This window comes from Hippea sp. KM1, assembly GCF_000526195.1.
Lineage (GTDB): Bacteria > Campylobacterota_A > Desulfurellia > Desulfurellales > Hippeaceae > Hippea.
Window position 1 is genome coordinate 1,086,782 of record NZ_JAFP01000001.1, and the last position, 12,466, is coordinate 1,099,247.

11 protein-coding genes are annotated in these 12,466 nt (G+C 44.4%); all 11 read right to left on the reverse strand.

Going from position 1 to position 12,466, the window contains the following annotated elements; translation table 11 throughout:
- Positions 1-6 precede the first annotated feature (6 nt).
- Positions 7-366: a preQ(1) synthase gene (queF, locus tag D891_RS0105550; protein WP_025270142.1), complete on the reverse strand. Its 360-nt coding sequence runs from the start codon at positions 364-366 to the stop codon at positions 7-9.
- A gap of 62 nt (positions 367-428) precedes the next feature.
- Entirely contained in the window at positions 429-1,940 is a 1,512-nt protein-coding gene (locus D891_RS0105555) for a YifB family Mg chelatase-like AAA ATPase (RefSeq protein WP_025270143.1), read from the reverse strand.
- Entirely contained in the window at positions 1,940-3,157 is a 1,218-nt protein-coding gene (locus tag D891_RS0105560; protein WP_025270144.1) for a fibronectin type III domain-containing protein, read from the reverse strand. The genes D891_RS0105555 and D891_RS0105560 overlap by 1 nt, the downstream gene beginning before the upstream one ends.
- A gap of 1 nt (position 3,158) precedes the next feature.
- The gene (locus D891_RS0105565) at positions 3,159-4,064 is read right to left on the reverse strand and encodes an RluA family pseudouridine synthase (RefSeq protein WP_084042324.1); all 906 of its coding nucleotides are present in this window, start codon (positions 4,062-4,064) and stop codon (positions 3,159-3,161) included.
- A complete protein-coding gene (locus D891_RS0105570) occupies positions 4,045-5,997 on the reverse strand; it encodes a penicillin-binding protein 1A (protein ID WP_025270146.1) in 1,953 nt (650 codons plus the stop codon). Before D891_RS0105570 ends, D891_RS0105565 begins: the two co-directional genes overlap by 20 nt.
- On the reverse strand, positions 5,994-8,237 hold the full coding sequence (locus D891_RS0105575) for a tetratricopeptide repeat protein (RefSeq protein ID WP_025270147.1): 2,244 nt from the start codon (positions 8,235-8,237) through the stop codon (positions 5,994-5,996). The genes D891_RS0105570 and D891_RS0105575 overlap by 4 nt, the downstream gene beginning before the upstream one ends.
- A 2-nt stretch (positions 8,238-8,239) precedes the next feature.
- Complete coding sequence (locus tag D891_RS0105580) at positions 8,240-9,442, reverse strand: pyridoxal phosphate-dependent aminotransferase (RefSeq protein ID WP_025270148.1); 1,203 nt, start codon at positions 9,440-9,442, stop codon at positions 8,240-8,242.
- Positions 9,443-9,946, reverse strand: a complete 504-nt coding sequence (gene coaD, locus D891_RS0105585) for a pantetheine-phosphate adenylyltransferase (RefSeq protein WP_025270149.1) — start codon at positions 9,944-9,946, stop codon at positions 9,443-9,445.
- Positions 9,939-10,472 carry a 16S rRNA (guanine(966)-N(2))-methyltransferase RsmD gene (gene rsmD, locus D891_RS0105590; RefSeq protein WP_025270150.1) on the reverse strand — a complete coding sequence of 178 codons (534 nt, stop codon included), beginning with the start codon at positions 10,470-10,472 and terminating at the stop codon, positions 9,939-9,941. Before rsmD ends, coaD begins: the two co-directional genes overlap by 8 nt.
- Positions 10,453-11,655, reverse strand: a complete 1,203-nt coding sequence (locus D891_RS0105595) for a U32 family peptidase (protein ID WP_025270151.1) — start codon at positions 11,653-11,655, stop codon at positions 10,453-10,455. Before D891_RS0105595 ends, rsmD begins: the two co-directional genes overlap by 20 nt.
- Positions 11,656-11,721: 66 nt before the next feature.
- On the reverse strand, positions 11,722-12,423 hold the full coding sequence (locus D891_RS0105600) for a metal-dependent hydrolase (RefSeq protein WP_025270152.1): 702 nt from the start codon (positions 12,421-12,423) through the stop codon (positions 11,722-11,724).
- Positions 12,424-12,466 lie beyond the last annotated feature (43 nt).

Here is a 12,466-nt window from a genome sequence, read left to right on the forward strand (position 1 = left end):
AAACTCCTAAAACGCTATTCTTATTACCGTCTTTACATTGCCACGGGGCGTAAAATCGCCTACAACCTCAAGGTGCTTAGGTTTCAAGGCCTCTTTCAAGGCGTTGAATATCTCATTCGTCGCATCTTCATGCGAAATGTATCTATCCCTGTATTTGTTTAAGAACAGCTTTAAAGACTTAAGCTCAATTACATACTTATCCGGCACATACTCTATCTTGATCGTTGCAAAGTCTGGATAACCGCTGCGTGGACATTTACAGGTAAACTCAGGAAACTCAATGCTTATACTGTAATCATTTTCAGGATGGTTGTTAGGCCAAACCTCAAGCTGCGCCTTTTCAATCTCCTCTTCTCCGTATCTCACCTTCTACCCCCAAAATAAAAACTAACCCTATTTTTAGCATAAAGATAAGCTCATTACAAGCATTAGACATCCCAGTCGAGTATGCGATAGGAGATGGCCTCCTTGATATGCGACGGCTTTATCTTATCCTCCTGCTCAATATCGGCTATTGTCCTTGCAATCTTCAATATCTTCGAATAGCTCCTTGCAGAAAAGCCAAACCGCTGCAAGGCCACATTCAATATACGGTGGGACTCATCATCCAATCGGCAAAACCTCTCCAAATGATTCTGCTCCATCTGGGAGTTGTAATCTATCGGCTCATCCTTAAACCTATCCTTTTGAATATCCACAACCCGCTCGACTATCTCCCTCATGGATGCAGAGTCCATATCATCGCTTTTAAAGACCAGCTTATCGTAATCCACCTCAGGCACATTTACCTGAAGGTCTATCCTATCCAAGATAGGGCCCGAGAGCTTTGATCTGTATTTCTTTATCTGATTAATGGTGCATGAGCAGGTTTTTCTCTTTGAACCGTAATACCCGCACGGGCAGGGATTCATGGCGGCAACAAGCAAAAATCGGGCAGGATATGTGACCTTTGCCGTTGCCCTTGAGACGGTTATCTTGCCATCCTCAAGTGGCTGCCTTAACGACTCTATAACATTACGCTTAAATTCGGCAAACTCATCCAAAAACAGAACGCCGTTGTGCGCAAGCGTTATCTCGCCGGGGGTGGCCTTTGCCCCACCACCAATTAGACTGACATCGCTTGCGCCTGTATGGGGCGATCTAAAAGGGCGCTTCAACATCAGCGGTCTATCCCTATCCAGCAGGCCACAGACGCTATAGATCTTGGTGGTCTCCAATATCTCCTTTTCATTCATCCTTGGCATTATAGATGGGATTCTCTTGGCTATCATACTCTTTCCCACACCCGGTGGGCCAACAAGCAGTATGTTATGAAAACCGCTTACAGCTATAACAACAGCCCTTTTGACCTTCAATTGACCCTTAACCGACGAGAAATCAAGACCATCATCATAGCTATCGACAAAATCTATATCAGCCCTTTCGGGCTCCTTTTCTATCTCACCCTTTAGAAAGGATAAAACCTCAAGCAGATGGTCAAATCCAAAAACGGAGGCCTTCGTGAGGGCCGCCTCCTTCGCATTCTTTCTACTAACAACAAGCTTCAAACCCATCTTCCTGGCAAATACGCCTATGGGGAATATGCCGTTTATACCCTTAAGCCTGCCATCCAAAGAAAGCTCAGCAGCAAATAGATAATTATCCACAGGAAGCTTAAGCCCTAAAGATATTGCCGAAAGGCCAACGGCTATGGGCAAATCAAACCCGGAACCCTCTTTTTTCAGATCCGCAGGCGCCAGGTTGATGGTAATCTTCTTTGGCGGAAGCTTTATGTCGCTGTTTGAGAGTGCATGTATCGCCCTATCCTTACTCTCCTTTGCTGCACCTTGGGCAAGACCTATGATGTTTAAGGAAGGCAGCCCCCTTGTTGCGTCTATCTCAACGGTAATGGGTCTTGCTTCAATCCCCACAACAAGGGCGCCTTTTAGCTTAACAAACATCAGCGAACCTTTATCTTCACCTCGGGTGATGCAGGGCTTTCCTGGCCGTATTTATCAACGGCCTTGATATAATAGTAATATGTGGTATTGGGCGATACATCGTTATCGGTGTAGTATGTATTCTCTGTCTCTGCTATCTTGCGTGTAAGTATGACAAAATGCCTTCTAAAAACCTCATACTTAACAGTATCGGGCGATGCCTTTGACCAACTTATAACAACCGCATGCCCCACCTGCTTTACAGATATACCGGTGGGTGGTCTTGGCAGGGGCTTTGTCTTAAAGGCATAGACCTTTGTTGGAAGACTCTCTATGCCGTCTTTGTCGACGCTGGTTAGGTAATAGTAATATGTCTTACCCGGACTCAAACCGGAGTCGGTATAGCTCAAATTATCCGATGGAACCTCACCAACAAGACCCAACGAATCCTTCGAAGAGCCCCTGTATATCCTGTATTTTACCACATCGGCCGTAATGCTTGGCCACCAATAGATGGTAAGCTTACCCGCACCGCTGGGCTTGGCCGTCAAGCTCCTTGGTGGTGCCGGCTTGAATTTTGTGGTCGCCTTTGCAACGGCCAGAATATCCCCCTCAACACCCTTGTAATTGACAGAAACAACCGAATAGTAATAGGTCGTTCCATCCTTCAGACCCCTGTCTATGTAAATGGTATTGACATATCCATTTGCCCTGCCGACCTTCTTAAATGGGCCCTTGGGGTTTTGGGATCTGTATATGTTGTATGCCACAACCGTCTCATCCTTTGGAGGTTGCCACTTTATAACCACCATTCGTGGAAGGAATGATGTTGCCTCGATCTGCGTTGGTGATTGAGGTGGAGGCAGCGTTTTCCCCTGAACAATTTGACTCGATGGGCCTATGCCGTTATCGGAATAGACAGCAATCTTGTAATAGTAAACGGCGTTATCCTCAAGGTGTTTTAGAAATCCACCCGTATCCTCATAGCTGCTTTTGAGTCTGTTGGGTATCTTGGCTATCTCTTCAAACCCACCCGAGCTTGAGGATGACCTGAATATAACATAGCCCTTCACCCTCTTATCCAAAACGGGCTTCCAGCTCAAGCCGATGCTCCTGATGCCGCTGTGGGTTTTAAGCCCCTCAACCATCGGAAGCGATGTTATAACGGTCTGTTTGGTTTTAGGTATACACCCCCACATAAAAACGAAAACCAACAAGAACAACAACACCCTTTTCATACTAACCTCCAATCAAAGCCCTCATGTCTTCGGGCAGTTTAGAATAAAACCTCAAAAACTTACCGCTTTTTGGATGTCTAAAGCCCAAAACAAAAGCATGGAGGGCCTGTCTTTTGATTCCCCTTAAAGCTCCACCATAAACGGCATCTCCCACAAGCGGACAAGCCAAGTATTTCATATGAACCCTTATCTGATGTGTCCTGCCTGTTTGTAATTTAAACATAACCACATCATAGTTTTCAAGTCTTTTTAAGAGCTTGTAAAATGTAATCGCCTCTTTACCCTTCTCAACCACAGCAAACAGCTTTCTATTCTTAGGGTGCCTGCCTATGGGCTTTTCTATCCTGCCACTGCCCTCTTTTAAGTGGCAACTCACAACGCCTATATACCTCCTTTCGATGTAGTGCTCAAAGAACTGCCTGGCAAGGAAGAAGTGCGCCTTATCGTTTTTGGCAAGCACTATAACACCGCTTGTGTCCTTATCTATCCTGTGCACCACACCACCCCTCAACGGTGCACCTATATTGGACAGACCCACCCCCTTATACCTCAAAGCAGAGACAACGCTAACATCCTCACACCCAGCCCCCGGATGCACAACGATACCTGCGGGTTTTTCAACCACAACGATATCGTCATCCTCGAACAAGATGTTTATAGGGGCATCCTTGGGCTCTATTCTATTATCCCTTGGCGGGGGTATGGTTATGCTCAGACAATCGTTTGCCTTCAACCTATAGCTTTTAGGAACAACCCTATCACATACCCTTATTAGCCCTTCCTTTATGTAATTCTGTATCTGGTTTCTGGGTATGTCTAAAATATCCGAGATAACCTTATCTATCCTCTGATTGAGGTAAACCCCTTCGATTCTTTCGATGTATATCTCATTGGATTGCATTTTCATAGAGCTGTTGAATGGTTGGTTTGGTGGTCTGTAGTTCTTCGGGATTTTCTGGCGGTGAGTTAACCATATCGACAATATCCTTTGTTATGCCTTTAGGTATAGGGAAATCCTTAACGGGCTCTCCCTCTAAGGCATTGGACATAAACTTTATCCATATAGGCAGAGCCGCCCTGGCTCCGGTGGCACCCTTAAATATCATGCGATTATCGTCATAACCCACCCAAACACCACAGACAAGATCGGGGGAATAACCTATAAACCACGCATCCCTGTAATTGTTCGTTGTGCCGGTTTTGCCAGCTAACGGCCTTTTTATCACCCTTGCCGCCCTGCCTGTGCCATAGAGTATAACATTTCTAAGCATGCCGGTTAGGATATACCCATCCACATCGTCAAAAACCCTTCTCAGCCTGGGCTTTGCCCTGTATATAACCCTTCCGTATTTATCAACTATCTTGGTTATAAATATAGGCTCTGGAAGGAGGCCGTAATTATCAAAAGCAGCATAGGCCCTTACCATCTCTATGGGTTTTACACTCAAAGAGCCCAACGCTATGGATAAATTGTGCGGTATCTTCTCTCTTATGCCCAGCTGATGCGCCATGCTTATGACATTACCTATCCCGACACTATTCAATAGGTTTATGGTTGCCACATTAACCGAATGCGCCAATGCATACTTAAGCGTTACGGTGCCATGGAAAACCCTCTCATAGTTCTGCGGCCTCCACTCCTTACCATTAAACCTGAATACAATAGGCATATCGGCAATGGTATCATCGGGCAGATACCCTTCGGTCAAAGCGGTCAGGTAAATTATCGGTTTAAAGGAACTGCCGGGCTGCCTTCTTGCCTGCAACGCCCTGTTGAATTGACTCTTTGAGTAATCAAAACCGCCAATTAACGCCTTAATGTATCCGGTTTTAGGATCCATAGCGATCAAGGCCGCCTGCAGGCCGTCGTATCTCTTCTTTATGGATAATATACCGCTCTTTACGGCTATGAACGCAAAACGCTGCAGATTTGTATCCAGGGTTGTATACACATTCAGTCCGCTTTTGTAAACGATCTCCTCACCGTATTTATCTATCAACCAACTCCTGATGTAATCGGTAAAATACGGGGCAACGATAAGACCAAACAGATTGGCAGAGGGCTTCCTTAAGACTATCTTCGCATTCATAGCCCTTTTATATTGAGAGAGGTTTATAAAATGGTTCTCATACATCCTTCTTAGAACATATATCGTTCTTTTTCTTGCCCTTTTGGGGTGTTTGTATGGATTGTAATAACTCGGTGCAGCCACAAGGCCTGCAAGCATGGCAGATTCGCTTATTGTTAAATCCTTTGCGTGCTTATCGAAGTATGTTCGTGCTGCTGCCTCAACGCCCCAGGCGCCATCGCCAAAATAGACCGTATTTAGATAAAGCTGAAGAATCTCATCTTTACTCATCTCCTTTTCTATCCTGTATGCCAATATTATCTCCTTAACCTTTCTATCAATGGTTCTTGCTGGCGTCAAATATACATTCTTGACAAGCTGCTGCGTTATGGTGCTTCCACCCTGAACTATTTTGCCCTTTACCACATCAACAATCAAAGCCCTTGCAATACCAACCAAATCTATTGCTCCATGCTCATAGAACCTTGCATCCTCTGCAGCTAAAATGGCATACCTCATCCAGGGGGAAACATCCTTAAGCTTCACGGGAATCCTGTTTTGCAGTCCAAACTTGGCTATGAGCTTACCATCGGCAGAGTAAACCTTGGTAGGCAAGGGCAGCATCTTTACACTAATGGCCTTATTGAAATCCTTTTTAACGCTCATATAGACCGACCCGAAATAGACAAAACCCGCAACCAGACCTATAAGTATGACCGCAGATATCAAACCCAAAAACAGCTTAAAGACGGCTTTAAAGAATCCCCTCATCTTTTCAACCTTATATCGTAAGATAAGAACACATCCGTATTAAACCAGGCAAGCTTGGCCTTCTTTTTGAGTATTATCTTCAGGTAGTATTTTACACCAACCAGGCTCCCCTTAAAGGCCTGTATGATAGCCTTGGCCACATAAGCGTTATAGAAGTTGGCCCCTTTTAGAATCGATTTGGTAAAGAAGTTGTCGGCAATCTCCGGATAGCCACTCAAAAGATAGGCTATGCCCAATTTGTAATAATCCTCAGCCGTATACACCTTTATGTTATACATCGCCTTATAGGCCTTAGACGGCTCGTTGTTCAAAAGATACATGGTGGCCATAAGCCTCTTCATGTAATCATTGTCGTAATGCTTAAAGAAATACTCGCATACGCCAACCAGGCTGTCGGTATCCCAGTTTAGGTGTATACTCCTTTCAAAGGGCTTTTCTATGGACAGGTAATCCAGATCCTCATTTAAGGAGGCCTCAAACAACAAAAAGACCCTCTTCTGAGACTCGCTCAGCTGCTTAAGCCTCTCCCTATTGAAATTCAGTCTGTCTATGATATAGTCGGCAAACAGCGAAAGGTCTTTCAACTTATCCTGCGCCTGATAGTCCAGCGACTTAAGCCTCTGTGAGAAGCTGTTGAGATACTTCATTGCATCCATATGTTTGCCTTCCATCTGCTTAATTATGAACATACCCAAATAGGGCAATGGGAACATCGGATAGCCCGATGTCAGCTGAATCAGCATATCCTTGGCTGTGGCCAAATCGTGGTTTTTTAGGCTCATTATGGCAACATCGTATATAAGCAGGGGGTTTGTCGGGGATTTTTTTAAGGCCATCTTGTAATACTTAAGGGATTTTGCATAATCACCTACAGCGTAATACTTACTCGCATACTGACTTAAAAGCACAGCCTCAGAGAACGAGGCGGCCTTGGAGAACTCCTTGGCTGCATCCTCAGTCAGACCGAGGCTCTGATATACCAATCCCAGCTTTATATTTGGATTTGCCTTCTCAGGCAGAAGCCCCACAGGCTTTAGATACATATTGAGAACCTCTGCAGCCATCATAAAGTTGAAGTTCGATCGGATAGAGAAGCTCTTTATATTTAGCGGTGAAGATATGGATGGGATTATCTCAAAACGCCTATAGCAGGCCTCAAAATAATCCTTATTGAGCGATAAAAACCTGCTTGCCGCATCAAACTTCGAATCCCTAAATAAAAGAAAGAACGCCAGATAGTTCTTACACGGTATCCGCTCTATGTCCATGTAATACATCTTGGGTATGAGCTTTAGGGCTGATTTGTATTGACTATTCTGTGTATAGATTAGCGATGTGTTGTAATATACACTGCCCATTGGATAGAGCCTTAAGGCTTTAGAAAAGTACATCAGGGCCTTTTCGGGCTGATTGTTTTTTAGGTAATAGTCGCCTGCTAAGGATAAAAGCAGGGGCGAATCTGGATACCTGTTTAATAAACCCAAAGCCGCCGTTGCATCGTTGTTCTTTACAAAGTCGTAATAGGCCTTCATAAGAACCACATCTTCATCATCGAGCCCTTTGCTCTTTAGGGTGTTTATCATATCCAAGGCCTTATCGTATTCCTTCTGCGCCATATAGATCCTGAACAGGTTTACATAACCGTTTATGTAATTGGGATTGTTGTGTATGGCCAATATTAGATAGTTTCTGGTTTTATCAAACAGATACTCCTTCGCCTTTTCAACCTCACCCATCTGCAGATATATGTAAGCCATGCCGTAATACGATATATACAAATCAACCGTCGCCTGCTTTAGCTGTTTCAAGGCTTCTTTGTATTTACCCTCCTGTTGCAGCCTCATTGCATTGATGAAATGGACATCAACGATGGGGTTGTATGCAACAGGGCCCTTGGGCTTGGGTTTGGGCTTAGGCTTTGGTTTGGGTTTTGGTTGTTCTATCTTTTTTTCTATTTTTTTCTGTTTTGGCGGGCTCTTTTTGTGAAAAACAAAAAAGAGTGCTAAAGCGACCACAACCACAACGGCCGCTATAGCACCCCCATAAAGCAGAAGTTTACTCTTCTTAGGCCCTTGCTCTTCCTCTTGTTGCTCTTGTTCTTCCCCTTCTAAATCCTGTTCAACCTCTTCCTCTTGAGGCGGCTGCTCAGTCTCCTGACTCTCTTCCTCATCCTCAATTATTATAACCTCTTCATCACTATCTGTCTGGTTCTCTTCCTTTAGCTTGTCTTCATCAGCCATAATTATTTAATCTTCTTAACAAACTCCTCCAACCTCTTTACGCCCTCTTTGAGGTTGTCCAGACTTGTGGCAAAAGAGAACCTCATAAACCTATCATCACCGAAGGCAATACCCGGCACAACGGCTATTAGAGCATGCTCCAACAGAAGCTCTGCAAACTTCATAGAACCCGTAATCTTTTCACCCTCATACTCCCTTCCAAAGAAGGCCGAGATGTTGGGGAATACATAGAAGGCGCCCTTGGGTTTGAAGCAGGTTATACCATCTATGTTGTTTAAGGCCTCAACTATAAAGTTTCTCCTCTCCTCAAACTTAACCCTCATCTTCTCGACGCTATCCTGAGGACCCCTTAAAGCCTCTAAGGCGGCCATCTGGGCTATAGATGTGGGATTTGAGGTGCTCTGGGATTGCAACTTTATCATAGCCGCTATAACATCCTTATCGCCGCAGGTATATCCGATTCTCCAACCTGTCATGGAGTATGTTTTGCTTATACCGTTTACAACCAGCGTTCTCTCGTATGCGTAATCGGAGAGTCTTGCTATACTGATAGGATCGTATCCATCAAAAACAATATCCTCATAGATCTCATCAGAAATTATCCAGAGATCGTGTTTTTCGGCCAGCTTGGCAATAAACTCCAGATCCTCCTTTTCGTATGTTGCCCCGGTCGGATTGGACGGGTTGTTCAAAAGGATCATCTTTGTATTTGGTGTAATGGCCTTCTCCCAATCCTCAGGTGTCGGTATAAACCCATTCTCCTCTTTTGTCTCTATAATAACAGGCTTTGCACCAACATACTTTGCTATCGCCTCATAGGTAACCCAGTAAGGCGCAGGTATGATTATCTCATCGCCTTCCTCAAGCATAACAGCGGCTATGTTGAATAGTGCATGTTTTGCGCCAACGGATATACAGACATTCTCCCTTTTGTAATCCAGGCCGTTTCTCCTTTTCTGCTTCTCAACCACAGCATCCCTGAGTTCGTTTATTCCACCTGCTGCAGTATACTTGGTAAACCCATCGACCGTTGCTTTGATGGCGGCAATCTTTATGTTGTCGGGCGTATCAAAATCCGGCTCCCCCGCAGAAAAGCTCAAGACATCCAGCCCAGCAGCGCACAGCTCCTTTGCCTTTGCGCTGATACCAATGGTCATGGAAGGCTCAATCCTGTTGATCCTTGCATTAAGCTTTGCTTTACTCATCTAACCTCTCCTTTCGGATAATTTTTTTCTCATAGCCTCTATTACAACCTCAGGCACAAACTTTGATATATCGCCGCCATTAAAAAAGACATCCTTAACTATGGATGAACTCAAGAAGGAGTACTTTATATATGGCATCATGTAAATCATCTCAACCTCTTCATTTAAGCGCCTATTCATAAAGGCCATCTGCAGCTCATACTCAAAATCAGAAACAGCCCTCAAGCCCCTTACCACAACCTTTGCATTCTCCCTTTTGGCAAAATCCACAAGCAGACCCTTTACACCCTCAACCTCAACACCCCATAGCTCCCTATCGGTCTCAACGACCTTCTTTGTAAGCTCAACCCTCTCCTCAAAGCTAAACAACGGCATTTTACCGGCATTGGTGGCCACCGCCACTATGATCTTATCAAATATCTTCTTGGCCCTTTTGATTATGTCGATATGTCCGTTTGTGATAGGATCAAAGGTTCCAGGCACCAAAGCTATAACCTCACTCATCTATCACCCCAAAATAATCTAAAGTATTCTTGCCAAAACTCCTGCTCTTAAAACGCCTAAACTGCCCAAACTCACTGTTTATGGGCGATTTCTTATCGTGCTCAACGCACACTATTGCATCCCTATTAACCATATCGAACAATCCCATCAAGAAACCGTCGATCTCAAACGAATAAGGCGGATCCACATAGATGACATCGGCCCTTTTTAAGATGGGTTCATCTAAGAATCTAAACGCATCCATTTTAAGCACATCGACATTGTCCATATCCCTGGTGTTTTTTCTTATCAAATCAACGCTCTCTTTGGCACTATCCACAAAAATAACCCTTTTTGCACCCCTTGAGAGGGCCTCCATGCCTATAGAACCGCTGCCTGCAAACAGATCGACAAATACGCTGCCCTCTATCACATCCCTCATCGTATCAAAAAAAGATTTCCTGACTATGCTCCTTGTGGGTCTCAGGAATTGGTTCTTCTTATAATAAAGTTTCTTATATTTTAACTTACCGGCTATTATCCTCATCGCACCTTCTCAATAGACTAAGCTCCTCTAAATCTTCAGGTATCCTAATATACAAAATTTCATTGGGATTTCCACACTTTTTTTTGCAACCATTCTCATCCATAAAACCGTCTATGTAAACCCTCTTTATCTGTAAGCTGGACGAAAAAACCTCATAGTATCCACTCTCCATCCTATCCCTTACGCCTATGAGATAGCTGTCTTTATCCCTTTTTAGCACCACAGCAGAAAATCTACACTTCCTTATGTATCCTGAGCTTTCTATATACTGCTTGGGATGGGCAAGATAGAAGCCAAACGAATAGGGCCTGTGGCTAACCTTTTTAAGCTCCTCCATATAGAACGGTATCTTCGATTTAAAATCCCCTCCGCTTAATATCGTATCTATAGCATCCCTGTAAACGGCGGTGGTTACGGCCACATAATAGAGACTCTTCATTCTCCCCTCAATCTTAAAAGAGCTAACACCGGCATCTATCAACCTATCCAATATGGGCAGGGCGCACATATCGTATGAGTTGAATATAAAGCTGCCCTCGGGATGCTCCTCAACCTCAAACACCTCATTGGGTCTTTTCTGCTCAATGATCTTATACCTCCACCTGCAGCTTTGCGCACAATCCCCACGATTTGCGCTTCTTCCTGTAAGATAGGCGCTTAAAAAACACCTGCCAGAATACGACATACACATAGCACCGTGAACAAAGGCCTCAAGCTCCACATTGCTGTTCTTCTTAAACTCCTTTATATCCTCAAGCGTTAACTCCCTTGCAAGCACAACCCTCTCCACATTAAAATCTTTCAGAAGGTTTGCGGCGGCCGAATTGGTTATATTGGCCTGTGTGCTTATATGCACGGGTATATCGGTATACCTATTAACCAAAGACAAAACACCCAAATCGGAAACTATAACGGCATCGGGTGGGTATCTGTTTAGAAAATCCAGCACCCTTTTTAGATCGTCTAACTCTCTATCGAAGATATATGAATTCAGCGTCAGATAGAGCCTCTTTGAGCGGGACTTTACAAACTCTATCGCCTCTTTGTACTCATCAGGGCTCAAATTGGAGGCACGGGAGCGCAAAGAGAAGCTCTTAAGCGCCGTATACACGGCATCAGCACCGTATTCAATGGCAAACTTGAGTTTCTCTAAATTCCCGGCAGGACTTAAAAGCTCCACCATAACAGGTGGAACTTTACCATCTCTATGCGTTTTTAACAAGAAAAAAGGGGCAAAAGCCCCTTGGGTCTAAATATCCAAGCTTTCGCCCGGCATTATGGCCTTAACAGCTGCCTTGTCGCCCACAAGCTTAGCAAATTCGTTTGGATCCTGTTTTATCAAATCCCAGGCCAGATAGTGTATGGGCATAACCATCTTCGGCTTCAAGAACTCAACCGCCTTGGCCGCATCCTCAGGCCCCATAGTGAAGTTATCACCTATCGGCAGGATGGCCAAATCGATATCCCTCATCTGACCTATAAGCTGCATATCCAAAAACAGACCCGTATCACCCGCATGGTATATCACCTTGCCATCGATCTCTACCAAGAATCCGCACGGATTGCCCGTATATACAACACCGTCCTCATCGTTTATAACGGCGCTTCCGTGGTGTGCTATGGTGAGCTTTACCCAAAAATCATCGCTGAACCTGTGAGCCCCTCCTATGTGCATGGGGTGAACATTCTCAACACCCTTTTTGGAGCAGTAATCCACAAGCTCAAAGGGGGCAACGATTGTGGCCTTCGTTCTTTTTGCTATATCTATGGCATCACCTAAATGATCCCAGTGGCCGTGTGTTAAAAGGATATAATCCACATTAACATCCTCAGGTTTGAATGTCCCCTCTTTTACATCAGGATTCCCTGTAATGAAAGGATCGATAATAAACTTAGTGTTATTTCCTTCAACCAACACTGCAGCCTGACCTATCCATGTTACCTTCGGCATAGGCACCTCCCTTAATTTTTTATTAGACTAAAACAATAATATA

Excerpts from the sequence above, each read along its gene's own strand:
- D891_RS0105580 (WP_025270148.1), bottom strand. The coding sequence starts at position 9,442 with ATGAGTAAAGCAAAGCTTAATGCAAGGATCAACAGGATTGAGCCTTCC.
- D891_RS0105595 (WP_025270151.1), bottom strand. The coding sequence starts at position 11,655 with ATGGTGGAGCTTTTAAGTCCTGCCGGGAATTTAGAGAAACTCAAGTTT.
- coaD (WP_025270149.1), bottom strand. The coding sequence starts at position 9,946 with ATGAGTGAGGTTATAGCTTTGGTGCCTGGAACCTTTGATCCTATCACA.
- D891_RS0105575 (WP_025270147.1), bottom strand. The coding sequence starts at position 8,237 with ATGGCTGATGAAGACAAGCTAAAGGAAGAGAACCAGACAGATAGTGAT.
- D891_RS0105560 (WP_025270144.1), bottom strand. The coding sequence starts at position 3,157 with ATGAAAAGGGTGTTGTTGTTCTTGTTGGTTTTCGTTTTTATGTGGGGG.
- D891_RS0105570 (WP_025270146.1), bottom strand. The coding sequence starts at position 5,997 with ATGAGGGGATTCTTTAAAGCCGTCTTTAAGCTGTTTTTGGGTTTGATA.
- D891_RS0105565 (WP_084042324.1), bottom strand. The coding sequence starts at position 4,064 with ATGAAAATGCAATCCAATGAGATATACATCGAAAGAATCGAAGGGGTT.
- D891_RS0105555 (WP_025270143.1), bottom strand. The coding sequence starts at position 1,940 with ATGTTTGTTAAGCTAAAAGGCGCCCTTGTTGTGGGGATTGAAGCAAGA.
- rsmD (WP_025270150.1), bottom strand. The coding sequence starts at position 10,472 with ATGAGGATAATAGCCGGTAAGTTAAAATATAAGAAACTTTATTATAAG.
- D891_RS0105600 (WP_025270152.1), bottom strand. The coding sequence starts at position 12,423 with ATGCCGAAGGTAACATGGATAGGTCAGGCTGCAGTGTTGGTTGAAGGA.